Source organism: Pseudomonas sp. WS 5411 (assembly GCF_012985595.1).
Lineage (GTDB): Bacteria > Pseudomonadota > Gammaproteobacteria > Pseudomonadales > Pseudomonadaceae > Aquipseudomonas > Aquipseudomonas shahriarae.
In genome coordinates this window covers 36,929-62,596 of sequence record NZ_JAARMC010000011.1, presented here as the reverse complement: position 1 = coordinate 62,596, position 25,668 = coordinate 36,929, and the positions used below count along the sequence as shown (strand labels likewise).

The following is a 25,668-nucleotide window of genomic DNA, read 5'->3' as shown; positions in this document are numbered from 1 at the left end:
GTCTCTACTCCGGGGCTTGTGGTGTGTATTGCCGTGCTGCGTCCTGCAGCCATTGTGGTAAATCCTTACGCTTGACCTTCTCTGCCTTGGCGCGGTCCAACTGTTGCAGCATAAAGTTGCGCTTGCGCTGATCGTCTCCAGCCAGGGACAGCGCCAGGTCGCGATCTACCCAGCGCTTGATCCGCCGGTAGAGCCACCAGTGGAAGTACAGGCCGGCGGCGGTGGTAGCTACAATGATGAAGTAGTCCATGAAATTCCTTGTCTGGGTGTAGGTGCTACCGTTTGTCGGTTTTTGCGGTACAGCCTGTCTGTACTGGGGCTGAATGAAAGCAATTTTCTCCGGGCCGTGCCGTGACAGGCGTCAAGCAGCGGAGTCTAATAAAGATATGTCCTTTGGAGTTGATGCTATGCGTAAGTCTGTTCTGCTGGTTGCCTGCTTTACCACCATGTCGTTGCTGCTGGGTGGCTGCGCCTCCAGTCTGACCGGCGACTCGTACTCCCGTGACGAAGCCCGTCGTGTGCAAAGCGTGCGCATGGGTACCATCGAATCCCTGCGTCCGGTCAAGATCGAAGGCACCAAGACCCCAATCGGCGGCGCAGCAGGCGCGGTCATCGGCGGTGTTGGCGGTAGCGCCATCGGTGGCGGTCGCGGCAGCATCGTGACTGCCGTTATCGGCGCCGTGGCGGGCGGCCTGCTGGGCTCGGCCACCGAAGAAGGCCTGACCCGTACCCAGGGCGTGGAAATCACCGTGCGCGAAGACGACGGCAGCATGCGCGCCTACGTCCAGGCGGTGCAGGAAAACGAAATCTTCCGCATCGGCGACCGGGTGCGCATCATGACTGTAGATGGGACCAGCCGCGTTACCCGCTAAGCGTCATACAGTAAAAGAAAAACCCCGACCGGGTGACTGGTCGGGGTTTTTTTCGGTTCGGCTAAGGATTTTCTTAATGTGATTTTTGATTTCGACCGGGCGCGTTAAACGTTGCAGGTAAGTTGGAAGTGATGAGCAGAGTCATTTATTACTCTGCCGGCCAAGGTTTCTATAGCCGTTAGTTGAGCGGGGGCAGGTTGTAGACCTCCCAGCCATGTTGCTCGACTACAAACGCCTGGAGGTCAGTAGCCTTATCGAAGGCTGCAATCAGATATCTCATGGTGCGAATCTTCTTTGTTCTTTTGGATTTTCGTAGAGAGGATTTGGCGAACACGCCCCCGACAGCAGGGGGCTGTCCTGGTTGTTGGCCATCCTGCCCACCTGGCCGTGACATCCGTTCTTGCAGACGGGTGTGCGACGTTAGGGGAGGCGCAGGAGAAAGAAGGTAGGAAGGTGCTGTGAGCGAGGGGGGAAGAGGCTGAAACAGTGCATGGGGGCAAGACAGGCCTGCCCCCACATGACGCGTTAAGCGTTGACTGTCACCTGCTTACGACTGGCCATCGCCGTCACGGCATAACCAATCAATGCCGCGAGGATCGAGCCGGTGAGAATGCCCATCCGGTCCATCCCGGCGTATTCGCTACTGCCCGGCAAGAACGCCAGTGAGCCGACAAACAGGCTCATGGTGAAGCCGATGCCACACAGGATGGCGACACCCATGACCTGGCCCCAATTGGCGCCGGTCGGTAGGGCGGCCAGCCCGGTTTTCACGGCGAGCCAGGTCAGGCCAAACACACCGACCGTCTTGCCCACCAGCAAACCTGCCGCGATACCCATCGGTACGTGGTGGGTGAAGCTTTCCAGATTGACCCCGGCCAGCGACACGCCAGCGTTGGCAAAGGCGAACAGCGGCAGGATGCCGTATGCCACCCACGGGTGCAGGGCGTGTTCCAGGCCGAGCAGGGGCGAGGGCTCGGCGTTCTTGGTGCGCAGCGGAATGCAGAACGCCAGGGTGACGCCGGCCAGGGTGGCGTGAACACCGCTCTTGAGCACGCAGACCCACAGGATCAAGCCGATGATCAGGTACGGCCCGAGCTTGACCACGCCCAGGCGGTTCATGGCGATCAACGCGACAAGGCAGGCGCCGGCGCCCGCCAGCGACGCGCTGGACAGTTCGCCGGAGTAGAAAATTGCAATGACGATGATGGCGCCCAGGTCATCAATGATCGCCAGGGTCATCAGGAACAGCTTCAGCGACACCGGTACACGCTTGCCCAGCAGTGCCAGCACGCCCAGGGCAAAGGCGATATCGGTGGCCATCGGGATGGCCCAGCCGCCGAGTGCCGCCGGGTTATCCTTGTTCAAGGCCCAGTAGATCAGCGCCGGCACCACCATGCCGCCGATGGCCGCAGCCCCTGGCAGCACAACCTGGGAAGGCTTGGACAAATGGCCATCGAGCAGCTCGCGCTTGACCTCCAGGCCGATCAGCAGGAAGAACAGGGCCATCAGGCCGTCGTTGATCCACAGTAGCGATGGCTTGGCGATTTGCAGGGCGCCGATCTGTACGGCGACGGGCACTTCAAGAAAGCTGCTGTAGAACGACGACAGCGGCGAGTTGTTGATGATCAGGGCCAAGGCGGCTGCAGCGATCAGTAACAGACCGCTGGCCGCTTCGAGCTGGAAGAAACGGGTAAACGTGCTACGCAGAGGCAAGGGACGCTCTCCAATCAAGGTTCAATAGGGGCGTACCCTAACCCGTACTGTTAGTTGTTAAAACAAAAGTTATATTCTTTTTTGTTATATAAAAGTGCGGTGCTAGGGATTGGCTCAAAGCCTAGCAATTCTGTATCGAATTAAGTCATGACTGTATCTGTGTGCAGTGTAGGAAACACCCTAAGATCAAGCCTGAAAATTTAATGGAACTTGAGCATGAGCGACCATCGTCAGTGGGCCCGAGAGGCCATTCGTATTATTGAAGCGGACTTCCAGCGCAGCGCCGACACCCACCTGATCCCACTGGCATTGCCGGGCTTACCGGGAATCGAATTGTATTTCAAGGATGAGTCCAGCCACCCCACCGGTAGCCTTAAGCACCGCTTGGCCCGCTCCTTGTTCCTGTATGCGCTGTGCAACGGCTGGCTCAAGCCCGGCGCGCCGGTGATCGAGGCCTCCAGTGGCTCCACCGCGATTTCTGAAGCGTACTTCGCGCGCTTGCTGGGCCTGCCGTTTATTGCGGTGATGCCGGCCACCACGTCCCAGGAAAAAATTGCCCAGATCGCCTTCTATGGCGGCAAGAGCCACCTGGTGCAGGACCCCACGCAGATCTACGCCGAATCCGAGCGCCTGGCGCAGGAAAGCGGTGGGCACTTCATGGATCAGTTCACCTATGCCGAACGGGCTACCGACTGGCGGGCGAACAACAATATTGCCGAGTCGATCTTCCAGCAGTTGCGCTTCGAACGGCATCCAGAGCCGAGCTGGCTGATTTCCAGCCCGGGTACCGGCGGTACCACGGCGACTCTTGGGCGCTATGTGCGTTACCGCCAGCATTGCACCCGAGTGTTGTGTGCCGACGCCGAGCGTTCGGTGTTCTTCGATTATTACCAGAGCGGTGATGCCAGCTTGCGCCTGGACTGCGGCTCACGGATCGAAGGCATTGGTCGGCCACGGGTGGAAGCGTCGTTCCTGCCCAAGGTGATTGATGCAATGGTCAAGGTGCCGGATGCCTTGTCGCTGGCTGCCATGCATTACCTGGCGCAGCGCTTGGGACGGCGGGTCGGGGGATCCAGCGGCACCAACCTGATCGGCGCGTTGATTGCTGCGCAGCAGATGCAGGCGGCGGGGGAGTCGGGGTCTATCGTGGCAATTCTGTGTGACGGTGGCGAGCGTTATGCCACGACCTACTACGACGATGCGTGGCTGGTTGGGCAGGGGTATGCGCTGGAAGAGTTGATCGACGCGGTTGCCGCCAGTGTCGAGCGTGGCGAGCCGTTGCCGGACAGCGTATTGCGCGCCAATATCTAAACTGCCTGGCGCATGACGATCACTGTGGGAGGCGGGCTTGCCCGCTCCCACAATGGAGCGCGTTTACTCAGGCTTCGATCCCGAGGATGTTGCGCGCCACGGCTTCGGCAATCCGAATCCCGTCAACGCCTGCCGACAGGATCCCACCGGCATAACCTGCGCCTTCACCCGCCGGGAACAGACCTTTCACATTCAAGCTCTGCATCGACGCGTCGCGGGTGATCCGCAGTGGCGACGAAGTGCGGGTTTCGATCCCGGTCAGGACTGCGTCATGCAGCGAGTAGCCCTTGATCTGCTTCTCAAAGGCCGGCAACGCTTCGCGGATGGCCTCGATGGCGAAGTCTGGCAAGGCCAGGGCCAAGTCGCCGAGGGCAACGCCCGGCTTGTAGGAAGGTTCCACGCTACCAATAGCGGTGGACGGCTTGCCAGCGATGAAATCACCCACCAGTTGCGCCGGTGCTTCGTAGTTGCTGCCGCCGAGGATGAACGCATGGGATTCCAGGCGCTCCTGTAACTCGATCCCGGCCAGCGGGCCGCCCGGATAGTCCACTTCCGGGGTGATACCGACCACGATCCCGGAGTTGGCATTGCGCTCGTTACGCGAGTACTGGCTCATGCCGTTGGTCACGACCCGATTTGGCTCGGAAGTGGCCGCCACCACCGTACCGCCCGGGCACATGCAGAAGCTGTACACCGAACGGCCGTTCTTGGCGTGGTGCACCAGCTTGTAGTCGGCCGCCCCCAGTTTTGGGTGCCCGGCATACTTGCCCAGGCGCGCGGCGTCGATCAGCGACTGCGGGTGTTCGATACGGAAACCCACCGAAAACGGCTTGGCTTCCATGTATACGCCACGGCCGTGGAGCATGCGGAAGGTGTCGCGGGCACTGTGGCCGAGGGCGAGGATCACGTGCCTGGAGAGGATCTGCTCGCCACCATCGACGACCACACCATTTAACTGGCCGTCCTCGATCAGCACGTCGGTGACCCGCTGTTCGAAACGCACCTCACCGCCCAGGGCGATGATCTGCTGGCGCATGTTTTCCACCACGCCGGTCAGGCGGAAGGTACCGATATGCGGTTTGCTGACGTAGAGGATTTCGTCTGGCGCGCCGGCCTTGACGAACTCGTGCAGCACCTTGCGCCCGTGGAACTTCGGATCCTTGATCTGACTGTAGAGCTTGCCGTCGGAAAAGGTCCCGGCGCCGCCCTCGCCGAACTGCACGTTGGACTCGGGGTTGAGTACGCTTTTGCGCCACAGGCCCCAGGTGTCCTTGGTGCGCTGGCGCACTTCGCGGCCACGCTCGAGGATGATCGGCTTGAAACCCATCTGCGCCAGCAACAGCCCGGCAAAGATCCCGCAAGGACCGAAACCGACCACAATCGGTCGCTCGCTCAGGTCGGCCGGCGCCTGGCCGACTACCTTGTAGCTGACATCCGGTGCGGCGTTGATATTGCGGTCGTCGGCGAACTTGAGCAGCAGGGCGGCTTCGCCCTTGACCTCAAGGTCGACGGTGTAGATGAAGCACAGCTCCGATGATTTCTTGCGCGCATCGTAGCTGCGTTTGAACAGGGTGAAATCGAGCAGATCATCACTGGCGATGCCCAGGCGCTGCACAATCGCAGGCCGCAGGTCTTCTTCGGGATGGTCGATGGGCAGCTTGAGTTCGGTGATTCGTAGCATGACAGGATCCGGTATGCGGCGTTTGGTAGGGCCGGCGGTTTTGCAAACCGGCGATTATAAGCCCCAACGGCGGTTTCCCGTCATGCTAAAACAGCGCAGGGCCGAATCAGTCGTCTCGCGAGCCGCCAAACGCCGCGCAGCCGCGCTGCACCTGGCCGTTGATCCGAAGTTCGGCGCTCATGTGCTGCAGGCTGCCGCTGACGCTGTCGATGCAGCGCTGGGGCGCGACCCACAGTTCGATCTTCTGGCCGTTGGCTTCGGTGGTGAGGTTGAAACGGCCATCGCCCAGTTGCTCTTCCACATAAGGTACCGGCAGCGGTGGCTGGCCCTCGCGCTGCAGGACCATGCCCTTGTTGGTGACATTCAGCGCCCACGCGGGTTTGTGGCCGTTGGCGCGCAGGATCATGCGCTTGAAGTCCGGGTCGTCACAGGCCGAGGTCGAGCGTTCGACGCGGTACAGCTGCTGCAGCTCCACCTGGCCCTGGGTGCCGCTGGCGACCCCGGAGAACTTGCCGCGCAAGTCGGCAAACAAGGCCCCTTGCTGGCCGGCCAGGGACGCCGCTTCCTGGAGGATGCTGGTGCCGCCGGTATCGTTGACCACGTAGTTGCGCTGGTCATGGCAGGGCTGGAACAGCAGTTTATCGCCGATGGCGGTCAACTCGCCCTGCATGCGGGTCAGGCCCGCCGTGGACGGCTTGGCCGGGTCGCGCTCAAACACCTGGCAGGCGGCGAACAGGGGCAGTAGGGCAAACAGAGCAAGGATACGGGCGGCACGCATTATCGGGTCTCCTGACAAGTGCCGCCACGTTACGCAGGCTGGCGCTGCATCACAAGTCGGTGATGGGCGATTAGGTTGCAGCATTTTAACGGAGCCTGAAATTAAGCCTTTTCCCGTGGATGTTACGGAAGCCTTATGCCAAGTTTAAGTTTTTCGAAAGGCGCATTCATATGAACATTCGATGGACCCTTTTCGCCCTGGCCTGCGTGGCACCCCTGGCCTGGGCCGAGGTGCCGGCCAAGCTGTTCTATACCTCACAGACCGACTTCACCGATATCACCTTGACCCTGAAAAAAGCCCAAGCCCTCCACCCCGAGTTTATCGAGGTTGATGTGACGCTGACACCGCAGGCCCAGGAGCGCACGAAGGCGCTGTCCCAGGCGGCCATGCATAAACAGATGGCCCTGTACCTCAATGGCCGGCAGCTCAATACGGCGACGGTCCAGGGTGTGCTCGACGGTCCGAGCCTGAGGTTCTCCATCCCCCGCGATCAGTTGTTGGAGATGATGCCGTCGCTGATCAAGTGATCAGCCGACGATGTAAGTCTGCCCGGTCTGTAAGCCTTCCACACTCTTGGCGTAGGCCAAAGCTACATCTGCCGCAGGCACCGGCTTGAAGCCCCGGAAATAAGGCGCATAGCTACCCATGGCCTCCAGCAGTACGTTGGGGCTGACCGAGTTGATCCGCAGGCCCCGTGGCAGTTCAATTGCCGCCGCTTTGACGAAAGCATCAATGGCGCCATTGACCAGCGCCGCCGAGGCGCCGGTGCGGATCGGGTCGCGGTTGAGAATGCCGCTGGTGAAGGTGAAGGACGCACCGTCGTTGGCAAATTCGCGGCCGATCAGCAGCAGGTTGACCTGGCCCATCAGTTTGTCTTGCAGGCCGAGGTCGAAGTGGCTGGCGTCCATTTCGCCCAGGGGCACAAAGTTGACGCTGCCGGCGGCGCACACCAGGGCGTCGAACTTGCCGGTTTGTGCAAACAGTCGGCGGATCGAAGCGCTGTCGCTGATATCGACGTGAAAGTCGCCGCTCGTGCGACCAATGCTGATCACTTCATGGCGCTGGGACAGTTCGGCCTTGACCGCTGAGCCCACCGTGCCGCTGGCGCCAATCAACAGGATTTTCATGTGTCGTTCCTCTAGAGGTTCAGGTGAGCCTTGAGTCTAGAGTGGTTTTTTCTGCGGATAAGCGCACTAATAGGCAACCTTTGGTTTTCAAATGGAAACAATCCATGAGCGAGATGGATGATCTGGCGGCGTTTGCGGTGTTGATCGAAGCCGGCAGTTTTACCCTGGCCGCCCAGCAACTGGGGTGCAGCAAGGGCCAGTTGTCCAAGCGCATCAGCCAGTTGGAGGCGCAGTTTTCGGTGGTGTTGCTGCATCGCACCACCCGTCGATTAAGCCTCACTGCCGCCGGCGCGGCGCTGTTACCCCAGGCCCAGGCATTGGTAATCCAGGTCGACCGCGCGCGTCAGGCATTGGCGCGGCTCAAGGACGATGTGGCAGGGCCGGTGCGTATGACCGTTCCGGTTTCCCTGGGTGAAACCTTCTTCGATGGTCTGTTGCTGGAGTTTTCCCGGCAGTACCCGCAAGTACAGATCGAGCTGGATCTGAACAACAATTATCGTGACCTGGCGCGGGACGGTTTTGATCTGGCAGTACGCTCGGCGGTGGCCAACGATGAAAGGCTGGTCGCCAGGCCGCTGTTGGCCTGGCATGAAATGACCTGCGCCAGCCCGGCCTATCTGGAGCAACACGGGGAACCGCTGACACCGGCGGAGCTGGTCGGCCACCGTTGCTTGCTCAACAGCCACTACAGTGGTCGCGAAGAGTGGCTGTATCACCAGCAACACGAATTGCTGCGGGTCCGGGTGGATGGCACGTTTGCCTCCAACCACTACAACCTGCTGAAAAAGGCTGCGTTGGTGGGCGCCGGCATCGCACGGCTGCCCTCCTATCTGTTGCAGATGGAATTGGCTGACGGCCGGCTGCGTTGGCTCCTGCGTGATTATCAGACTCGTAGCCAGCCGATGTACCTGGTCCACCCCTATCAGGGCGGGTTGCCACGCCGTACCCAAGTACTGGCCGATTACCTGGTGGGCTGGTTCAAACGCAATGGCGAGGCACTGGACCGGCTTTAGCGCCAGCGCCGGGCAATCCAGTGATCCATGGACACCCGTCCTGGCCCCTTGGCCATCAACAGCAGCAGCAAGGCGATCCAGGTGCCGTGGGTCGGGTAGGCGTCGGGGTAGACAAACAACTGGATCACCAGGGCCATACCCAACAAGGCCAGGGCCGAAAAGCGCGTGGCCAGCCCCAGCAGAATCAGGACCGGGAAAAAATGCTCGGCGAACGTAGCCAGGTACGCCGCCACTTCTGCGGGCACAAACGGTACGTGGTATTCACTTTTAAACAACGGCACGGTGGAGTTGGCCAACTGCGGCACACCCAGTTCGAAGGTGCCGTCTATCAGGTCGACGGCAAAGCCCTGGACCTTGGTCTGGCCGGACTTCCAGAACACCGCCGCCATGGAAAAGCGTGCAATAAGGGCGATCAGGCTGTAGGGGATGTTCCCGAAGGTTTGGGTGGCGCGTGCAATCAGGCGCGTAGCGGCAGTATTCATGGTTGTACCTTGATATGGGTGATGGCGCGGTGGTTGATCAGCAGTCCCAGGCAGTGGTGCAGGTCAAATTCGCTCGCTGCGTCGAGGGCGTACGCCACCGCCATTTCCAGGGGCCAATCGTTGGCCAGGCTGTTGATAAACGTCACGCAGCCGCTGTCGATGCCGAATACCTCGACCTCCAGGCCGTTGCGCAGGATCAACGCGCTTTGCTCCTGCCAGGGGTTGAGGCTGGCGACGGTGTCGGTGGTTTGATGCGCGGCCCATAACGCCACCACGGCATAGTTCGACTGCAGGGTGCTGACGCTGGGGTGCAGGTGCAGGCGTACGTTGCCCAGGCTGGGCAACTGTTGCAGTTGGTCGATGACGGCCTGGGGCTCGGCGACGGGTGTGTCGGCGGCGTGATAGGCGTTGATCCGCAAGTGCTCCAGTCGCGCGACGTCAGCCAGGTAAGGCACGCTGGCGGCGGGGGCGAAGCCCTGGATAAAGGCGGCGAGGTCGCTGCCGTACTCGTTGAGCAGCGGGCTGGTGGGTGGATAGGCCTGGACATACAACCCGGCCATGGCGCGGAAAAACCCATCGCCCACCAGTTGCCGGGTTACTGGGTAACTGTCGGCCAGGGCGCTGATTAACGAACTGTGGACGTTGTTGCGATACACCGCAAAACGGCTGGAGGGATCGGCGCCGTTGTGGCTGAACAAACCCTCCGGGCATGGCTGGCCCGGCGCCAACAGGGCCTTTGCAAACTGTTCGAGCACATTCATGGGCGCACCGCCGCAGCCAGCAAGTAGCGCTCGGCTTGCCGGGCTTCGGCGTGCAATACGCTGAAGGCCGGTACATCGTTGTCGCGCTCGATCAGCGTCGCAACCGGCCCGGTGCGTTGCAAGGCCTGCTGATACAACTGCCAGACGGCGTTGTCGATGGGCGCGCCGTGATCATCAATCAGCAGGCGATCACCAAGGCTGTCGCTGTCTTCGGCAAAGCCTGCCAGATGAATCTCGCCCACCGCGTGCAAAGGCAACGCATCGAGGTAGGCCAACGGATCCTGCTGATGATTGATGCAGGACACATACACGTTGTTCACGTCCAGCAACAAGCCGCAGCCGGTGCGCCGGATGACCTCGCGGATAAAGTCGGTTTCATCCAGGGTGGAGCGTTGGAACTGCAGGTAGGTCGACGGATTCTCCAGCAACATGGGCCGCTTGAGGGTGGTTTGTACCTGGTCCACGTGTTCGCACACTCGCTTGAGAGTTGCGTCGTCATAGGCCAGGGGCAGCAGATCGTTGAGAAACACCGGGCCGTGGCTGGACCAGGCCAGGTGTTCGGAAAAGGATTGGGGTTGATAGCGCTCGATCAGTACCGCCAGGCGTGCCAGGTGAGCCTGGCTCAGCGGGCCTTCGCCGCCGATGGACAGGCCGACGCCATGCAGCGACAGCGGATACTGCTCGCGGATCAAGCCCAGGTAGTGATGAAAAGGCCCGCCGGCCACCATGTAGTTTTCGGCGTGGACTTCAAAAAAACCAATATCGGGCAGGGTGGCGAGCACTGTATGCCAGTGTTCGCTCTTGAGCCCCAGCCCGGCCCGGCGCGCAAGGCCGGGTGCCTGAGCCTGGGCGACATCAGGCAGGGATGAAAGCGTCATCGTCAGTACTCAGGCAGGGGGGATTCAGGACTTGGCCTTGAAGGCTTCCAGTTGGCCAAAACCTGTCGGCGAGGTTTGGCTTTCCATCTTCACGCAGGTGCCTTCAGGGACCAGGTTCCAGGCGTTGGCCTGGTAGTCGGTTTTCGAGGTGCCCGCACAGGTAGTGCCGGGGCCTGCGGCGCAGTCATTCTTGCCTTTGAGGGCGACGCCGAAGCATTTTTCCATCTTCGCGTCGTCGGCATGGGCGACAGTGGTCAGGGTGCTCAGGCTCAAGGCCGACCCCAGGGCGAGGACGAGGGTGGCGGCGGACAGCGAACGGGTGGTCATGGTGTTTCTCCAGCAGTGAGGTGGGTAAGCAAGCGATTGTGCTTGCATACCCCACTAGAGAAAGGGGGGAGGGGATCGTTACAGGTGGTTCGAAGAAAAGTTAAAACAACGCAAATTCTACGGTTCACACAAAGCAAATGTGGGAGCGGGTTTGCTCGCGATAGAAGTGTGTCAGCCAAACCATCCGGCACTGACACACCGCCTTCGCGGGCAAGCCCGCTCCCACATTCAGACCCTAGCCGCCCAGGTAAGCCTCGCGCACTTTCGGGTCGGTCAGCAGTTGTTCGCCGCTGCCCTGCATCACTACCCGGCCGTTTTCCAACACATAGGCGCGGTCGGCAATTTTCAGTGCCTGGTTGGCGTTCTGTTCCACCAGGAACACCGTCACACCGTCCTTGCGCAGTTGCTCGATGATGTCGAAGATCTGCTGGATGATGATCGGGGCCAGGCCCAGGGACGGCTCATCCAACAGCAGCAGCTTGGGCTTGCTCATCAGCGCACGGCCGATGGCAAGCATTTGCTGTTCGCCACCGGACATGGTGCCGCCGCGCTGGCTGAAGCGCTCCTTGAGCCGAGGGAACAGGTGCAGCACCTTGTCCATCTGCTCCTGGTAGTCGCCCTTGTCGGTAAAGAACCCACCCATGGCCAGGTTCTCTTCCACGGTCAGGCGGGCAAACACCCGACGGCCTTCCGGGACCACGGCAATGCTCTTGCGCATGATCGCCGCCGAATGCTGGCCCACCAGTTCCTCACCCATGTAGCGGATGCTGCCGCTGTGCGCCTGGGGCGAGCCGCACAAGGTCATCAGCAAGGTGGATTTGCCGGCACCGTTGGCACCGATCAGGGTGACGATTTCGCCCTGGCGCACTTCCACGTTGACCTCGTGCAGGGCCTGGATCTTGCCGTAGAAAGTGGAAACGTTTTCGAATTGCAGCATTTACGCTTCCCCCAAATAGGCTTTGATCACTTCCGGGTTGTCGCGGATCTGCTCCGGCGTCCCGTTGGCCAATGGCGTGCCCTGGTTGATCACGACGATATGGTCGGAAATGCTCATGACCAGTTTCATGTCGTGTTCGATCAGCAGCACGGTGGCGTTGTTTTCTTCACGCAGCACACCGATCAACGCCTTGAGGTCTTCGGTTTCCTTGGGGTTGAGGCCGGCAGCCGGTTCGTCGAGCATCAGGATCCGCGGGCGGGTCATCATGCAGCGGGCGATTTCCAGGCGCCGTTGCTGACCGTAGGCCAGGGTGCCGGCCGGGCGGTTGGCAAACTCGGTCAGGTTGACCTTGTCCAGCCAGTACGCGGCGTACTCCATGGCCTCGCGCTCGCTCTTGCGGAACGCCGGGGTCTTGAACAGGCCCGCGAAGAAATTGGTGTTCAGGTGCCGGTGTTGGGCGATCAGCAGATTTTCCACGGCGGTCATGTCCTTGAACAACCGCACGTTCTGGAAGGTCCGCACCACGCCCTTGCGGGCGATCTCGTGACCGGCCAGGCCCTGGATCGGCTGGCCGTCCAGCAGGATGCTGCCACCGGCCGGTTTGTAGAAACCGGTCAGGCAGTTGAACACCGTGGTCTTGCCGGCGCCGTTGGGGCCGATCAACGCGACCACTTGTTTCTCTTTGACGGTCAGGGCGACGCCATTGACCGCCAGCAAGCCGCCGAAGCGCATGCTCAGGTTTTCGACTTTCAGGATCTCGCGGCTCATTTGCGCAGCTCCATATGTGGACGTTGCATGGGCAGCAGGCCTTGAGGGCGCCAGATCATCATCAGCACCATCATGGCGCCGAACATCAACATGCGGTACTCACTGAATTCACGCATCAGTTCCGGCAGCAGGATCATCACGATGGCCGCAAGGATCACGCCCAACTGCGAGCCCATGCCACCCAACACCACGATGGCGAGGATGATTGCCGACTCGATGAAGGTGAACGATTCCGGTGTCACCAGACCTTGGCGAGCGGCAAAGAAGCTACCGGCAAAACCGGCGAACGCGGCACCCAGGGTGAAGGCCGAGAGCTTGATGATGGTCGGGTTCAGGCCCAGCGCGCGGCAGGCGATTTCGTCTTCACGCAGCGCTTCCCAGGCACGCCCGATCGGCATGCGCAGCAGGCGGTTGATCACGAACAGCGCGGCCAGGGCCAGCAACAGGGCGACCAGGTACAGGAACACCACCTTGCTCACGGGGTTGTAGGCAATCCCGAAGTACTCGTGGAAGGTCTGCATGCCTTCGGCAGCGGAGCGATCAAACGACAAGCCGAAGAACGTTGGCTTGGGAATGCTGCTGATGCCGTTGGGGCCGCCGGTGATATCGGTGAGGTTACGCAGGAACAGACGGATGATCTCACCGAAGCCCAGGGTCACGATGGCCAGGTAGTCACCGCGCAGGCGCAACACCGGGAAGCCCAGCAGGAAGCCGAAGGTGGCCGCCGCCATGCCGGCCAGAGGCAGGCAGATCCAGAAGCTCCAGCCCAGGTAGTGCGAGAGCAGCGCGTAGGTGTAGGCACCTACTGCGTAGAAGCCCACATAACCCAGGTCGAGCAGGCCGGCGAGGCCCACCACGATGTTCAGGCCCAGGCCCAGCAGCACGTAGATCAGGATCAGGGTGGCGATATCCACCGCACCACGGGAGCCGAAGAATGGCCAGATCAACGCGGCCACGATCAGGCCGATGATGATGTAGCGCTGGGTGCGCGGCAGGGTCAGGAACTGGCTGACCTTGGGCGAGACCAGCGGGCCACGGTTGGACTTGAGCAGCGCACCGACCTGCTGGGTGAACAGCACCCGCAGGAACATCAGCACCGAGCACAGGGCAATGATGGTCAGGGTGACTGGCCCGGTGCCGTGTACTTCAAGGTTGATCCCGACAATGCTCAGCTTGAGCCCGAGTACCGGAAAGGCCACGGCCCATACCAGCAAGGCGCTGAAAAACGCCGATTTAAGATATCTGCTCATACTTTCTCAACCTCCGGACGGCCCAGGATGCCGGTCGGCCGGAATAACAGCACCAGAACCAATAGACTGAATGCCACCACGTCCTTGTACTGGTCGCCGAAGATATCGGCACCAAAGGCTTCGGCCACACCCAGCACCAGCCCGCCGAGCATCGCGCCCGGAATACTGCCGATGCCGCCGAGGACCGCCGCAGTGAAGGCTTTGAGCCCCACCAGGAAGCCGGCGTTGGGGTTGATCACGCCATACTGCATGCTCAGCAACACGGCAGCGACGGCGGCCAGTGCGGCGCCGATGACGAAGGTCAGGGCAATGATGTTGTTGGTGTTGATACCCAGCAGGTTGGCCATCTTGATGTCTTCGGCGCAGGCCCGGCAGGCGCGCCCCAGACGGGAGCGGGAGATGAACAGGGTCAGGCCCAGCATGGCCACCAGGGTGACGACGAAGACCAGGACCTGCATGTAGGAAATCAGCACTTCTTCTGCACCACCTGGACCGAAGGAAAAGCTCCCCGGGATCAGGTTGGGAATGGACTTGTCCTTGGAGTCCTGGGACAGCAATACGGTGTTCTGCAGGAAAATCGACATGCCGATGGCGGAAATCAACGGGATCAGGCGGTTGCTGCCACGCAAGGGGCGGTATGCAACACGTTCGATACTGTAGCCGTAGGCACTGGTTACGACGATTGACGCAAGGAACGCGGCAGTCATTAACAGCGGCAGGGAGTGGATACCCATCATGGCCAGCCCGGCAATGGCAATGAACGCCACGTAGGAGCCAATCATGTACACCTCGCCGTGGGCGAAGTTGATCATTCCAATGATGCCGTAAACCATTGTGTAGCCAATGGCTATCAAGGCATAGGTGCTGCCAATGGTCAGGCCATTAACCAGCTGTTGGAAAAAATGATAGATCTCAGGCATTACAGCGCTCCTAAAAACCCGATACGCATTTCACTGGTGGAGTCATCTTCCTGCTCGGTGCTGTGTTCTGTGAGCACATTTGCACAAAGCATTTGCCAGCGAACCGCTGGTGACGGTTTTAAGATTTTCAGGTGAACCAGCGCCCGGATCGCGGGTGCGTGGCCCATAAACCTCGTAAAACAAAACCCACTGCTTGCACAGTGGGCTTGTTGTCCAGTAACGCCTGGCTTACTGAGGGGAAACTTCGGTTTTTGGTTGACCGAAGTGCCATTCGTAGACCACGAACTTGAAGTCTTTCAGGTCGCCGTTCTTATCGAAGCTCAGGTCGCCGGTCGGGGTCTTGAAGGTACCCGCGTGGATGGCCTCGGCCACTTTGGTGGTGTCTTCGCTTTTGGCAGCTGCGATGCCGCCCGCGATGATTTCAACCGCCGAGTAGGCTGGGAACACGAACGGACCGCTTGGGTCTTTGCCGTCAGCCTTGAGTGCGTCGACGATGGCCTTGTTCGCAGGGTCGGCGTCGAAGGATTTCGGCAGGGTGACCAGCAGGCCTTCGGAGGCTTTCTGGGCGATTTGCGAGATGGAGTCGTTGCCCACGCCTTCCGGGCCCATGAACTTGGCTTTCAGGCCTTTTTCCTGGGATTGGCGCAGGATCAGACCCAGTTCTGGGTGGTAGCCGCCGTAGTAGACGAAGTCGACGTTGGCTTGCTTGAGCTTCTGGATAATCGAGGAGAAGTCCTTGTCACCGGCGTTCAGGCCTTCGAACACAGCAACCTTGGTGCCTTTGCTCTCGAGGGTCTGCTTAACGGCGGTGGCGATGCCTTCACCGTATTGTTGCTTGTCGTGCAGGACTGCCACGACCTTCGGCTTGACGTGGTCGGCGATGTAGTTGCCGGCCGCTGGGCCCTGGGCGCTGTCCAGGCCGATGGTACGGAAGATCAGCTTGTAGCCACGGGAGGTGATTTCCGGGCTGGTAGCCGCCGGAGTGATCATGATCACGCCTTCGTCTTCGTAGATGTCGGTTGCAGGTTGAGTGGAGCTGGAGCAGAGGTGGCCGACCACGAACTTGACGCCGTCGTTGACCACTTTGTTGGCGACGGCAACGGCTTGTTTAGGGTCGCAAGCGTCGTCGTATTCCTTGGCCTCAAGCATTTTGCCATCGACACCGCCCTTGGCGTTGATGTCCTTGATGGCTTGCTTGGCGCCCATGAACTGCATATCGCCGTATTGGGTCACAGGGCCGGTTTTAGGGCCGGCAATACCGATCTTGATGGTGTCAGCTGCGAACGAATGGCCGGCAACCCCAGCCAGGACCATAGCGGCAAACAGTTTGGAAATCTGCTTAGTAGCCTTATTCATAGTGCTCCACTCTTACTGTTGTATTTTTTATAGTTCTAGCGGCCTTGTGGGCTACAGAACCGGATCAGATATCTCGGATATCCCCCGGCAGCGGCCTGGCAACTGTACCGGTACAGTGTAGAGCGCCGGTTGATCGCTTGAAAAGCTGGCTGCTGGGGGCAAACGCCGGGTATGTCGCTTAAATGAAAGAAAAAGACAGAATGGCGGCGGGTGCTTGCCAGAGTCTCGGGCAATCCTTGGCGTTCCTGACACTTTCAATCGGTGCCTCAATTGCAACTGGGTTTTTCTGGGGAAGCCTCGACGGTATGATTGCGCCGATTTTTTCCTCAGGTGAGTTCCCATGACGCAAGAACCTAGCACCCTCTATGCCAAGCTGCTCGGCGAAACCGCGGAAATTTCCTGGAAGGAGCTCGAACCGTTCTTTGCCAAGGGTGCCCTATTGTGGGTCGACGCTGGCCTGGATTTGATCGAAGCGGCCGAGGGAATGGCCGAGGACAACCGTGACAAAGTGGCCGCCTGGCTGGCCTCCGGGAGTCTTGGCGAAGTGTCTGCGACGCGGGCATTGGACCTGGTGGAGCGTGATCCGAGCTTGTGGGCGGTGGTGGTTTCACCGTGGATTCTGATCCAGGAAAGGGCATCGAACTAAACGCGCGCACCGAAATAGTGCGAGTTGCGCGCCATTAAAAGTGTGTAGCGGAGTAACCGCTTTGCCCATGATGGCAACTGGCCGTGAAGAAAGGTCACAGGCGAGGGTGACGTAAACGTCAGGGGAACAGTTTTGCGGGCCGCGGATGGCCCGGGGAATTGTTTCTTGGTGTGGCAAGGTTAGGGGTATTTGTTGCCGGTTAGACCGCTATCGCAGACAAGCCAGCTCCCACATCCAGCCGCATTCCAAGAGTGGAACTCGGTCAACTGTGGGAGCGGGCTTGCTCGCGATGGGCGCACCTCGGTCTAGGCGGTCTTGCCCGTATGGTTGTTCAGCGAGATCACCTTGGTCTTGCCAATCCGGTGACGATAAATCTCACGCAGGTACTTGATCGCCTTCTTCACGCAATCGCGCGACAGGCGAATGTCGTTGATCGAGACAAACTTCTCTTTGTCGTTGATCAGCTCGCGGTACTTCTTCTCATACATCGGCTTGATCGCGTACCAGTTGGTATCGAGGATCTTCGCCGGGTTCTCGAATTCGTTGAGTAACTCGTCGATACGGTCCTCGTCGAAGTCTTCATGGATGATGAAGTCCAGGATCGAGTTGTCCAGGGTCTCGTCGAAACGGTACGGGTTGCGGGCAAAGCAGCGCTTGATAAAGGCCACGATCAACGTCAGGAAGTCATCCGACAGGCAGGGGCTCTTGGCGATCAGGGTGGTCAACGACAGGTTGGCCGAAGCACCGATCACCAGGGCGTAGCGCTTGAGGGTGGTGTTGGGGAACAGGCTGTTGAGGTGGGTCTTGAGCCGGTTCAGGTCCATATAGGACAGTTTGTAGTCCTTGGGCAGGGAGACGATGGACACCACCGACGAGCAGTTCTTGAAGAAGTGCAGGTCATGCAGGGCCGCTGCGTCATAGCCGGAGTTCTTGTACTGCTCCAGGGATGCCTTGTAGCGCTTGGATTCGATCGGCAACAGGCTGATGCCTTCGATGGCCTGGGTGACTTTATTGAAGTGGGGCAGGTCGATGGAACGGAAGAACAAATCGTCGATGTTCAGGCGCTGCGGCTCTTTTTCAAACACCTTGAACTTGTCGTTGCTCGGCGCCGGGGTTTCCGGGACCACCGACTCGGCGTAGGCAATTGCCACCGGCCCGGCCAGGCTCATGAACAGGTCGTTGGCGTCCAGGCGAATGGTTTCACCGATGTCGATGCCGGCGCGGCGGAAATAGTTCTGGTCATAGTCGGTCGTCACCGCCTGAGCCGTCAGGATGTTGAAGATCTGCTGTGAGATGTACTGGTTGGCGTGTTTTTCCATGGCATTGACGTCAATGTTCTGGATGTTGCCGTCGTCGCTTTCTTCGGCGTAACGCATGATGTCGTTGGAGATCAGCATCATCGCGTTCCACGGGCGGATACGGCCTTTGACACTGGCCTCGCTGCTGTCTTCATTGTCGAAGTTGTACGAGAAATCCCATTCCTCCGACAGGTACTTGCACAGCAGCCGACCGGCGTTGATATGCAGTGCCTCGGACATTTCGCTGCGGTGATCGGAGATGTTCGGCAGCACGCAGATCCCGCTGGTGAAAATCGGCTCGAACACAAAGGCATGGCCGCTCTTGCTGTCATGCTCGTCGGCAGGTTTGGTGTCGAAGGTCTTGTTCATGTACGAGTGTTGCTGGGCCAGGCCAAACTCCGAGGCCATGCCCGAGCCGGTGCCGCCGCCGGCGCTGAAGATCGAGAAGTACAGGCGCGACTGGTTGGCCTTGATCCCGCAGGAGTCGATCAGGTACGAATGGATCATCTTCCAGTCAGGGCTGGAAAAACGCTGGGTGTCTTTGTTGAGGATGATCTTGGCCAGGTACTGGCCGAGGATCGGTGCGTTACCGGCGCCACCGGCATGCACTTCCGACAGGTCCATGATTTTCATTTTGCTGTAGTCGCGCAAAAAGCCGCTTTTCTCGCCCTTGCGCGAGAAACGGATGCGTCCGGCGATGTCTTTGTCCAGGTCGCCGAGCATCACCAGCGGCTCGACCAGAAACACCGGCTTGCTGGCCTTGCTGGCGCCCAGGCGCAAGTTGTTACGGATCCACTGGGCTGGGCTGTAGCCCTTTTCAACGTAGGATTTGTCTTCGGTGCTGAACTCGTTCAGATAAAACTTGCGGGCGTTGTACACCAGTTCCGCCACATCCAGGGCGATGTTGGAGCCACAGCGCCCCAGGCCGATCAGGCAGACCGAGGGAAACTCCTGCTCACTGTGCAGCTCGCTGTCACCGTCAAGGTGCGGCGGGCGCGGGAACACCATGTCGCGCAGGCCATCGAGGTTGTCGAGGATGCGGTCGGTGTTGGTTTCGGTGAAGTACAGGTATTGCTGGGTGCCCAGCGCACGTTGACTGGTCAATGACTTTGAACCTGAGGGTTTTTCCGCAGGCGCTGTCAGCAACACGTCGGATACCGCGGTAACAGGATTATTTTTAGAAGTCATTGTGCGCCATGTGCCTGGACGGATGGCCGGAAAACATCAAAGAGCCATCACCGAGTGAGAGTTCGCGACTTTACCCGATAGGGTTTAACCCTAGGTTTTCTAGGGAAAAGCTACGTTGGACTCTCATGAATCGGCCGTTCGTCGGCGTTCTTTAATCAAATACTGGCGATTTGCCCTGATGCTGGCGTTTCAGCGAATAGGGCGGACTACCGAAGAACCCGTCGATGAACCCTTGGCGCTGGTCGTGTCCTTGCTGCCCGCCAGGCCCGGCGGGTTGCGTTGGTCAAGTGCCGTGATCACGGCACTGATTTCACTGGCCGGCACCGCTGCACTGAGCAGGTAACCCTGCACGTAATCGCAGCCATGTTTGATCAACAGCTCCAGTTGCTGCTGGGTTTCCACGCCTTCGGTAATGACTTGCAGGTGCAGGGTGTGGGCCATGCCGATGATCGCCTGGACAATCTCCATATCGGTGGTGGACTTGGGAATGTCCTGGATAAAGGAGCGGTCGATCTTCAGCGTGTTAAGGGGCAGGCGCTTGAGGTAGGAGAGGGAGGAGTAGCCAGTGCCGAAGTCGTCGATGGACAGCGCCACACCCAGCGCGCGGATTTGCCGCAGCAGGATCAGGGTGCTGCTGATGTTGCCCATCAAGGCATTTTCGGTCACCTCCAGCTCCAGGCGGCTGGCGGCGATGCCACTGCTGCGCAAGGCGTATTCGATTTCATCTGCCAGTTCGTCACGGGCCAGGTTCAGGGCCGAACAATTCACGGCCATGACCAGCTCCGGGTGCCCCTGGTCCGTCAGCCAACCCAGGTCGGCACAGGCCTGGCGCAGCACCCAGTTGTCCAGCTCGGCGATCAGGCCGTTGTTTTCGGCGATGCCGATAAACCGTTCGGGCGCCAGTAGCCCATGTTGCGGGTGTTGCCAACGCACCAGGGCTTCGAGGCGGGTGACCTTGCCTTTGTGCAGGTCCAGAATCGGTTGGTAGTGCAGGACCAGTTCCTTTTGGTTGCGCAATGCACTGCGCAATTCCTCTTCCAACTGCAGTTCGAGAAAGGCTCGGGTTTTCAGGTTGGAGCTGAAGAAGTTCAAGCTGTTGCGCCCGCCATCCTTGGATTGATACAGCGCCAGGTCGGCGGTTTTCAGCAGTTCCTCGCAGGTGGTCCCGTCCTCGGGAAACACGCTGATACCGATGCTGGTGGTCATCACCATGCGCCGGCCAGCCAGCTCGATGGGCTCTTTCATTTTCTGCATGATGCGCTGGGCCATGTGCCGCGCTTCGTCGCGATGATGGATGTTGATCAGGATGCAGAATTCATCGCCGCCAAAGCGCGCCACTACATCATTGTGACTGCGTATCGAACTCTTGATATGGCCGGCCAGGACTGTCAGCAGCTCATCGCCGGCATCATGGCCGAGGCTGTCGTTGATCCGCTTGAAGTGGTCGATGTCGAGGAAGATCACCGCCAGCATGCCCTCGGCCTGGGCTTTCTGCGCGAGGTTTTCGGCGAAGATCTGGTTGAAGCCCCGGCGATTGAGCAGGCTGGTCAGGGCGTCGTAGTGGGCCACTTGCTGCAGGGATGCGCGCGCCTGGTCCAGTTCGGTCAGCAGGGCATTGACCCGACGCAGGTCGCGTTCCTTGTGCTGCAGTTTCTTGTCGGCGAGGGCCGCGCTGATGCTGCTGCCGATGACCAACAACGTGATGACGGCCACCGACAGGCCCAGTTGCGTCGGGTTGTTGTCGATGGGCAATGCCGGCACGGCCCCGGTGGGCAGCAGCAATTGCATGGCTGCCATACCGGTGAAGTGCATGCTGATAATGCCGGCGCCGAGCACCAGGCTGGCAGCGTACTTGAGCAGTTGGTGGAACATTCCACTGCCATTGCGCAGGTAGCGGGACAACAGCAAGGCGGCCAGGCTGGCGCCAATGGCAATGGCCACCGACAACCCGAACAGCCCGCTGGAAAAATACACCTGGGCCTCGGAGCGCATGGCGGCCATGCCCACGTAGTGCATCAGGGCGATGCCCAGGCCCATGCAGGTGGCCGCCGTCAGGTACTGATGAAAACGCATTCGGGCATGACTGAGGGTTTGCAGGGCGAACAACGAAGCGATCAACGCGATCGCCAATGAAGCCAGCGTCAGGAACCATTCGTAATGGATAGTGATGGGCGCCTGGAGCGCCAGCATGCTGATGAAGTGCGTCGACCAGATCCCGCCGGCCAGGCAACCGGCGCCGATCCAGCGCCAATGGCGTTTTGCCGTCAGGTTATCAACGTGGCCGACACGCTCGGCCATGTCCAGGGTGCCAAAACTCGCGGCGCAGGCAACCAGGTACGCCAGTAGCACCAGGAAGGGGTTATGGGTGCAATTAAGTAATAAATACCCGCTCTCGGGAAGCGGGGTAAAAAAATGCAGACCCAGCCATTCCATAGCACGTCCCGTTGCAGAGTCATCTCGTGTCACTGCGCGTGGCGATGACCTATGGAATCGAGTATAGAAGGCTCAACGGAAGCGCAAGCTGTAATGGCATTTTGATTGCTTTGATTTTGGCATGCTCGCCATAGCCAATGGTGCTAAGCACTGATGGGCAGCTCGAACTCGTAAGGCGGTTGCTCCAGCGGCGCCAGGCCGAATGCGGCGCGGGCGGCGTCGCAATCGACGTTCACTTCACCCTGGCTCCACGAGGCCTCGAATTCCCGGCACACGCTGGAACGCTGCTCGTAGATCGAACAACGGGTGCCGCTGCCCACTTCGCCCTCCAGGCTGCAACAGCGTGCCGGTTTCTGGTCGGTGCCGATCATCGCCACCCGGCTGGGGTTGATCTGTACCACCAGTTCATCGGGCACGGTGCCGCCTGATGAGGCGCATTCGCCCCAAAAGAAAGACACGCGAAAGTGTGAACAGCAGGCACCGCAATTCAGACACGGACTGGCATCGGACATGGCACGTCATCAATAAGAGGTAAGGGGGAGCTGCGGAAGGCTCGCTATTCTATGCCTGCCAAGGCGCTTGGGAAGGGGGGCGCGTGCTTATTTTTTTAGCGGGAAAATCTGGCTGTCCTGGATGAAATTACGCCCTATCAGCTTTACGAATCATTACAGACAACCGCGCCGCGCCTGACTAGATTGCAGGTTCCGGGCAGGATGCGTCGGCATCGAGCCTCTATAACAATAAAAGAGACGGACCCATGCAGAACTCGACCCAAGCGGCGAATGCCTGGCGCATTCTGTTCCTGCTGTTCCTGGCCAACCTGTTCAACTTCTTTGATCGCACGATCCCGGCGATCATCATCGAGCCGATCCGCATGGAATGGCACCTCAGTGACTTCCAGCTCGGCATCATCGGCACCGCATTCACCATCGTCTATGCGATTGCCGGCTTGCCCCTGGGGCGCCTGGCCGATACCGGCTCGCGCAGCAAGCTGATGGGCTGGGGCCTGGCGAGTTGGAGCGCGCTGACGGCGGTCAACGGCATGGTTGGTAGCTTCTGGACCTTTCTGCTGGTGCGCATGGGTATCGGCATTGGTGAAGCCAGTTACGCGCCGGCCGCCAACTCGTTGATCGGCGACCTGTTCCCGGCTCACCGCCGCGCCCGGGCCATGGGGATTTTCATGCTGGGCCTGCCCCTGGGCCTGTTGCTGGCGTTCTTCACCATCGGTGCGATGGTCAAGGCGTTCGACAGCTGGCGTGCGCCGTTCTTTATTGCGGCCATCCCGGGGCTGATCCTTGCGGTGTTCATGTTCTACATCAAGGAGCCCAAGCGCGGCGCCGCCGAAACCGTGCAAGTCTCCCAAGAGAAAGTCGACCGGCCGATCCGTCGCGTGCTCGCGGTGCCGACCTTTCTGTGGCTGGTGCTGGCGGGGCTGTGCTTTAACTTTGCGACCTATGCCTGCAACTCGTTCCTGGTGCCGATGCTGCAACGTTACTTCCTCATGCCCCTGCAGGAAGCGGCCGTGGCGACCGGGGTGATTGTCGGCGTGACCGGTTTGTTCGGCCTGACCTTGGGCGGCCTGGTGGCGGACAAGATTCACCAGCGCATTGCCAACGGCCGCTTACTGTTTGCCGCCTTCAGCCTGATTATCTCCACCGTATGCACTGCCTGGGCCCTGCATGCGGGGCGCATCGAGATCGGGGTGTTTGTCGCGGTGTTCAGTGTGGGCTGGTTGTTTGCCTATAACTTCTACACCTGCGTGTACACGGCGATCCAGGATGTGGTGGAGCCGCGCCTGCGGGCCACGGCCATGGCGCTGTTCTTCGCCGGCCTGTATCTGCTGGGCGGCGGCATGGGGCCGGTGGTGGTGGGCGCGCTGTCTGATCACTTTGCCCATGCGGCAATGTACGCGGCGGGTGCCGAGCAAATGACCGAGGCGTTCAAGGCGGTGGGGCTGCATGACGCCATGTACCTGATTCCGGTGGCGTTGTTCCTGACCATGCTGTTTCTGTTCCAGGCTTCGCGGTGTTTTGTGCGCGATGCCAAGCGGATGAAGGATGGGTTGGGGAGGGTTGAGGTGCCGGCGGCGGCGGCTACTGCTTGAAACCGAGGTGACGCCATCGCAGCATAGGTATCTACACAACTCTTTTATCTGGTGTTTATTGGGTTTGTGTACATATCCGTTGCTGCGGTCACGGCGGCTATTGGTTCCGCCCTTACGGCGGGTCACTTTCGAAGAGCGCGAAAGTAACCAAAGCGCTTTTGCCCCACCACTCGGAGCAATGCCTGACTGCGGGCATCGTGGTTTAACGGGGCGCCTAAGATCAAAAGCCAAATCAAAAGCAGAGCAACAGCAAAGCAAGAGCGCGAAGCTGCATTCCCCTGTGGGAGCGGGCTTGCCCGCGATGACGGTGTATCAGTCGATAAATCTATTGGCTGACCTGCCGCCATCGCAGGCAAGCCAGCTCCCACAGAAGGACGCCCACGCCTCGAAGGTCAGGCCGCCTCGCTTTGCTTTTGATCTTGATCTGAGGCGCCCCGTTAAACCACGCTGGCCGTCATCCGATATTGATTTGGGGGGTAAACCGGCAGGACACCCCCCATAAAAAAGGCCCGCATTGCGCGGGCCTTTTTGTTCATCATGTCCCGTCCTGAATAAGGTTTACACCTTCTGACCTATCTTCAGGAGGAGTCAATGGAATCGGGCAAAAGGCGGAGCCAGCGTGACTACACGTTAGCCTTTAAATTATCGGTCGTAGACCAGGTCGAAAAGGGCGAGTTGAGTTATAAAGAGGCTCAACGGCGCTATGGCATCCAGGGCCGGTCCACGGTACTGGTCTGGTTACGCAAGTACGGCCGGCAGGACTGGAGCCAAGGCGCCTCAATTCGAGAGCCGAGGAGCAGGTCCATGACCGAGCCAACCCTCCCGCTGACCCCCGAGCAGCGGATCAAAGAACTCGAAGAACAGCTGGCGCTAAGCAATCAGAAAGCGCAATTCTTCGAAGCCGTCGTGAATGTTCTGAAGAATGACTACGGTGTTTCCGTCGTAAAAAAGCGACCCGGCAAGTCCTCTCGCAAGGGCAAATCCAAGGCCTGAGCATCACCAGGGCTTGCCTGTTCATGGGCATTTCGCGCCAAGCGTATTACCAACGCAATCGGGCTTTCGACGAGAGAGCTCGTCAAGATCAAGAAGTCATGGACTTTGTTCTTGAAAAGCGCCGCCGTCAGCCTCGGATAGGCACGCGCAAGCTGCATTACCTGATGAGCGTCGAAGTTGGCGCATCAGTGCGGGTCGGCAGAGACCGCCTGTTTAGCATCCTGCGCAATGCTCGAAAACTGGTTGTGCGCAAACGGGCTTACCACAAAACGACGGACAGCCATCACCGCTTTCGCCGCCATCCCAACCTGCTCAAAGCAGGTCAGGAGCAGGTCGTGGCCAATAGGCCAGAACAGGTCTGGGTTGCAGACATAACCTACCTGCCGACACAGGAAAGCGTGGCTTATGTGAGCCTGGTGACAGACGCCTACTCACGCAAGATCGTAGGCCATCATGTGCATGAGAGCTTGCATACCGAGTCGGTGATCAAAGCGATGGAAAAGGCCGTTGGCGAACGCCGAAGCACGCTGCCACTGATCCATCACTCAGACCGCGGAGCCCAATACTGCTCTGAGCTTTATCAACGCTTGCACGCTAGTCATGGCGTCAGATGCTCAATGACCGACGGCTATGACTGCTACCAGAATGCTCTGGCAGAGAGGATAAACGGCATTTTGAAGACCGAGTTCCTGCTGTATCGCCCTAAAAATCTGGCGGACGCAGTGAAAATGGTGGATGAGTCGGTGCTGATCTACAACGGGGAACGGCCACACCTGTCCCTGAAATACAAAACGCCCGATGCAGTGCATCGGGCGTTTTGAGACTGAAATAG

The 25,668-nt window shown here is 59.6% G+C and carries 25 protein-coding genes; 8 read left to right on the top strand and 17 right to left on the bottom strand.

Annotated features, from left to right (window positions below):
• Positions 1–4 precede the first annotated feature (4 nt).
• Complete coding sequence (locus HBR93_RS16490; protein ID WP_057439854.1) at positions 5–250, bottom strand: hypothetical protein; 246 nt, start codon at positions 248–250, stop codon at positions 5–7.
• Positions 251–407: 157 nt separating this feature from the next.
• Between HBR93_RS16490 and HBR93_RS16485 the strand changes: the two genes are divergently transcribed.
• Positions 408–872, top strand: coding sequence for a glycine zipper 2TM domain-containing protein (locus HBR93_RS16485; protein WP_029297142.1), 465 nt, complete (start codon positions 408–410; stop codon positions 870–872).
• A 525-nt stretch (positions 873–1,397) separates the two neighbouring features.
• Here the strand turns inward: HBR93_RS16485 and nhaA are convergent.
• Entirely contained in the window at positions 1,398–2,585 is a 1,188-nt protein-coding gene (gene nhaA / locus HBR93_RS16480; RefSeq protein WP_057439852.1) for a Na+/H+ antiporter NhaA, read from the bottom strand.
• A 216-nt stretch (positions 2,586–2,801) separates the two neighbouring features.
• Between nhaA and HBR93_RS16475 the strand changes: the two genes are divergently transcribed.
• On the top strand, positions 2,802–3,896 hold the full coding sequence (locus HBR93_RS16475; protein WP_057439850.1) for a PLP-dependent cysteine synthase family protein: 1,095 nt from the start codon (positions 2,802–2,804) through the stop codon (positions 3,894–3,896).
• 67 nt (positions 3,897–3,963) lie between these two features.
• Here HBR93_RS16475 and HBR93_RS16470 read toward each other — a convergent pair whose 3' ends face one another.
• Positions 3,964–5,577: an NAD(P)/FAD-dependent oxidoreductase gene (locus HBR93_RS16470; protein WP_057958721.1), complete on the bottom strand. Its 1,614-nt coding sequence runs from the start codon at positions 5,575–5,577 to the stop codon at positions 3,964–3,966.
• 106 nt (positions 5,578–5,683) lie between these two features.
• Positions 5,684–6,355, bottom strand: a complete 672-nt coding sequence (locus HBR93_RS16465; RefSeq protein ID WP_057958722.1) for a hypothetical protein — start codon at positions 6,353–6,355, stop codon at positions 5,684–5,686.
• Positions 6,356–6,525: 170 nt separating this feature from the next.
• On the opposite strand from HBR93_RS16465, the gene HBR93_RS16460 reads away from it, so the two are divergent.
• Complete coding sequence (locus tag HBR93_RS16460) at positions 6,526–6,882, top strand: hypothetical protein (RefSeq protein ID WP_057958723.1); 357 nt, start codon at positions 6,526–6,528, stop codon at positions 6,880–6,882.
• Here HBR93_RS16460 and HBR93_RS16455 read toward each other — a convergent pair whose 3' ends face one another.
• A complete protein-coding gene (locus HBR93_RS16455; protein WP_128593658.1) occupies positions 6,883–7,482 on the bottom strand; it encodes a short chain dehydrogenase in 600 nt (199 codons plus the stop codon).
• A 104-nt stretch (positions 7,483–7,586) separates the two neighbouring features.
• Here HBR93_RS16455 and HBR93_RS16450 point away from each other — a divergent pair, with 104 nt between their 5' ends.
• Positions 7,587–8,495: a LysR family transcriptional regulator gene (locus tag HBR93_RS16450; protein ID WP_057439842.1), complete on the top strand. Its 909-nt coding sequence runs from the start codon at positions 7,587–7,589 to the stop codon at positions 8,493–8,495.
• Here the strand turns inward: HBR93_RS16450 and HBR93_RS16445 are convergent.
• From HBR93_RS16445 to HBR93_RS16405, 9 genes are all read right to left on the bottom strand, one after another.
• Positions 8,492–8,977, bottom strand: coding sequence for a DoxX family protein (locus HBR93_RS16445; RefSeq protein ID WP_169960710.1), 486 nt, complete (start codon positions 8,975–8,977; stop codon positions 8,492–8,494). The two genes, HBR93_RS16450 and HBR93_RS16445, sit on opposite strands and share 4 nt — an antisense overlap.
• Positions 8,974–9,738 carry a DNA-binding domain-containing protein gene (locus HBR93_RS16440; protein WP_169960709.1) on the bottom strand — a complete coding sequence of 255 codons (765 nt, stop codon included), beginning with the start codon at positions 9,736–9,738 and terminating at the stop codon, positions 8,974–8,976. Before HBR93_RS16440 ends, HBR93_RS16445 begins: the two co-directional genes overlap by 4 nt.
• Positions 9,735–10,616 (bottom strand): DUF692 domain-containing protein, encoded by an 882-nt coding sequence (locus tag HBR93_RS16435; protein ID WP_057444375.1) that lies wholly within the window; start codon positions 10,614–10,616, stop codon positions 9,735–9,737. The genes HBR93_RS16440 and HBR93_RS16435 overlap by 4 nt, the downstream gene beginning before the upstream one ends.
• A 24-nt stretch (positions 10,617–10,640) precedes the next feature.
• Positions 10,641–10,943, bottom strand: a complete 303-nt coding sequence (locus HBR93_RS16430) for a DUF2282 domain-containing protein (protein WP_057439836.1) — start codon at positions 10,941–10,943, stop codon at positions 10,641–10,643.
• A gap of 235 nt (positions 10,944–11,178) precedes the next feature.
• The gene (locus tag HBR93_RS16425) at positions 11,179–11,880 is read right to left on the bottom strand and encodes an ABC transporter ATP-binding protein (RefSeq protein WP_057439834.1); all 702 of its coding nucleotides are present in this window, start codon (positions 11,878–11,880) and stop codon (positions 11,179–11,181) included.
• Entirely contained in the window at positions 11,881–12,648 is a 768-nt protein-coding gene (livG, locus tag HBR93_RS16420; protein WP_038446527.1) for a high-affinity branched-chain amino acid ABC transporter ATP-binding protein LivG, read from the bottom strand.
• Positions 12,645–13,898 carry a high-affinity branched-chain amino acid ABC transporter permease LivM gene (locus tag HBR93_RS16415; protein ID WP_029297111.1) on the bottom strand — a complete coding sequence of 418 codons (1,254 nt, stop codon included), beginning with the start codon at positions 13,896–13,898 and terminating at the stop codon, positions 12,645–12,647. Before HBR93_RS16415 ends, livG begins: the two co-directional genes overlap by 4 nt.
• A complete protein-coding gene (gene livH / locus HBR93_RS16410) occupies positions 13,895–14,818 on the bottom strand; it encodes a high-affinity branched-chain amino acid ABC transporter permease LivH (RefSeq protein ID WP_169960708.1) in 924 nt (307 codons plus the stop codon). The genes HBR93_RS16415 and livH overlap by 4 nt, the downstream gene beginning before the upstream one ends.
• Before the next feature lie 228 nt (positions 14,819–15,046).
• On the bottom strand, positions 15,047–16,174 hold the full coding sequence (locus HBR93_RS16405; RefSeq protein WP_057958730.1) for a branched-chain amino acid ABC transporter substrate-binding protein: 1,128 nt from the start codon (positions 16,172–16,174) through the stop codon (positions 15,047–15,049).
• Between the two features lie 182 nt (positions 16,175–16,356).
• Here HBR93_RS16405 and HBR93_RS16400 point away from each other — a divergent pair, with 182 nt between their 5' ends.
• On the top strand, positions 16,357–16,518 hold the full coding sequence (locus HBR93_RS16400) for a hypothetical protein (protein WP_169960701.1): 162 nt from the start codon (positions 16,357–16,359) through the stop codon (positions 16,516–16,518).
• Positions 16,515–16,820, top strand: a complete 306-nt coding sequence (locus tag HBR93_RS16395; RefSeq protein WP_057958731.1) for a DUF2288 domain-containing protein — start codon at positions 16,515–16,517, stop codon at positions 16,818–16,820. Before HBR93_RS16400 ends, HBR93_RS16395 begins: the two co-directional genes overlap by 4 nt.
• A gap of 305 nt (positions 16,821–17,125) precedes the next feature.
• Here HBR93_RS16395 and HBR93_RS16390 read toward each other — a convergent pair whose 3' ends face one another.
• The 3 genes from HBR93_RS16390 to HBR93_RS16380 form a co-directional block, all read right to left on the bottom strand.
• Positions 17,126–19,306, bottom strand: coding sequence for a hypothetical protein (locus HBR93_RS16390; protein ID WP_057958732.1), 2,181 nt, complete (start codon positions 19,304–19,306; stop codon positions 17,126–17,128).
• Between the two features lie 189 nt (positions 19,307–19,495).
• Positions 19,496–21,739 carry a bifunctional diguanylate cyclase/phosphodiesterase gene (locus tag HBR93_RS16385; RefSeq protein ID WP_057439826.1) on the bottom strand — a complete coding sequence of 748 codons (2,244 nt, stop codon included), beginning with the start codon at positions 21,737–21,739 and terminating at the stop codon, positions 19,496–19,498.
• 143 nt (positions 21,740–21,882) lie between these two features.
• Positions 21,883–22,251 carry a YkgJ family cysteine cluster protein gene (locus HBR93_RS16380; RefSeq protein ID WP_057439824.1) on the bottom strand — a complete coding sequence of 123 codons (369 nt, stop codon included), beginning with the start codon at positions 22,249–22,251 and terminating at the stop codon, positions 21,883–21,885.
• Between the two features lie 245 nt (positions 22,252–22,496).
• Between HBR93_RS16380 and HBR93_RS16375 the strand changes: the two genes are divergently transcribed.
• Together HBR93_RS16375 and HBR93_RS16370 are read left to right on the top strand one after the other, a co-directional pair.
• Positions 22,497–23,843: an MFS transporter gene (locus HBR93_RS16375; protein ID WP_115127555.1), complete on the top strand. Its 1,347-nt coding sequence runs from the start codon at positions 22,497–22,499 to the stop codon at positions 23,841–23,843.
• Positions 23,844–24,434: 591 nt separating this feature from the next.
• Positions 24,435–25,657 (top strand): IS3 family transposase gene (locus tag HBR93_RS16370; protein WP_162947727.1). Its coding sequence is split into 2 segments (ribosomal slippage): positions 24,435–24,786 and positions 24,786–25,657, totalling 1,224 coding nucleotides; the frame shifts between segments, so codons are not numbered across the junction.
• The last annotated feature ends 11 nt before the right edge of the window (positions 25,658–25,668 follow it).

Coding starts and splice junctions, on each gene's coding strand:
- HBR93_RS16405 (WP_057958730.1), bottom strand. CDS start 16,174: ATGAATAAGGCTACTAAGCAGATTTCCAAACTGTTTGCCGCTATGGTC.
- HBR93_RS16375 (WP_115127555.1), top strand. CDS start 22,497: ATGCAGAACTCGACCCAAGCGGCGAATGCCTGGCGCATTCTGTTCCTG.
- HBR93_RS16380 (WP_057439824.1), bottom strand. CDS start 22,251: ATGTCCGATGCCAGTCCGTGTCTGAATTGCGGTGCCTGCTGTTCACAC.
- HBR93_RS16425 (WP_057439834.1), bottom strand. CDS start 11,880: ATGCTGCAATTCGAAAACGTTTCCACTTTCTACGGCAAGATCCAGGCC.
- HBR93_RS16400 (WP_169960701.1), top strand. CDS start 16,357: ATGAAAGAAAAAGACAGAATGGCGGCGGGTGCTTGCCAGAGTCTCGGG.
- HBR93_RS16455 (WP_128593658.1), bottom strand. CDS start 7,482: ATGAAAATCCTGTTGATTGGCGCCAGCGGCACGGTGGGCTCAGCGGTC.
- HBR93_RS16460 (WP_057958723.1), top strand. CDS start 6,526: ATGAACATTCGATGGACCCTTTTCGCCCTGGCCTGCGTGGCACCCCTG.
- HBR93_RS16435 (WP_057444375.1), bottom strand. CDS start 10,616: ATGACGCTTTCATCCCTGCCTGATGTCGCCCAGGCTCAGGCACCCGGC.
- HBR93_RS16440 (WP_169960709.1), bottom strand. CDS start 9,738: ATGAATGTGCTCGAACAGTTTGCAAAGGCCCTGTTGGCGCCGGGCCAG.
- HBR93_RS16415 (WP_029297111.1), bottom strand. CDS start 13,898: ATGAGCAGATATCTTAAATCGGCGTTTTTCAGCGCCTTGCTGGTATGG.
- HBR93_RS16395 (WP_057958731.1), top strand. CDS start 16,515: ATGACGCAAGAACCTAGCACCCTCTATGCCAAGCTGCTCGGCGAAACC.
- HBR93_RS16465 (WP_057958722.1), bottom strand. CDS start 6,355: ATGCGTGCCGCCCGTATCCTTGCTCTGTTTGCCCTACTGCCCCTGTTC.
- livH (WP_169960708.1), bottom strand. CDS start 14,818: ATGCCTGAGATCTATCATTTTTTCCAACAGCTGGTTAATGGCCTGACC.
- livG (WP_038446527.1), bottom strand. CDS start 12,648: ATGAGCCGCGAGATCCTGAAAGTCGAAAACCTGAGCATGCGCTTCGGC.
- HBR93_RS16450 (WP_057439842.1), top strand. CDS start 7,587: ATGAGCGAGATGGATGATCTGGCGGCGTTTGCGGTGTTGATCGAAGCC.
- HBR93_RS16385 (WP_057439826.1), bottom strand. CDS start 21,739: ATGGAATGGCTGGGTCTGCATTTTTTTACCCCGCTTCCCGAGAGCGGG.
- HBR93_RS16485 (WP_029297142.1), top strand. CDS start 408: ATGCGTAAGTCTGTTCTGCTGGTTGCCTGCTTTACCACCATGTCGTTG.
- HBR93_RS16390 (WP_057958732.1), bottom strand. CDS start 19,306: ATGACTTCTAAAAATAATCCTGTTACCGCGGTATCCGACGTGTTGCTG.
- HBR93_RS16445 (WP_169960710.1), bottom strand. CDS start 8,977: ATGAATACTGCCGCTACGCGCCTGATTGCACGCGCCACCCAAACCTTC.
- HBR93_RS16470 (WP_057958721.1), bottom strand. CDS start 5,577: ATGCTACGAATCACCGAACTCAAGCTGCCCATCGACCATCCCGAAGAA.
- HBR93_RS16475 (WP_057439850.1), top strand. CDS start 2,802: ATGAGCGACCATCGTCAGTGGGCCCGAGAGGCCATTCGTATTATTGAA.
- HBR93_RS16430 (WP_057439836.1), bottom strand. CDS start 10,943: ATGACCACCCGTTCGCTGTCCGCCGCCACCCTCGTCCTCGCCCTGGGG.
- HBR93_RS16490 (WP_057439854.1), bottom strand. CDS start 250: ATGGACTACTTCATCATTGTAGCTACCACCGCCGCCGGCCTGTACTTC.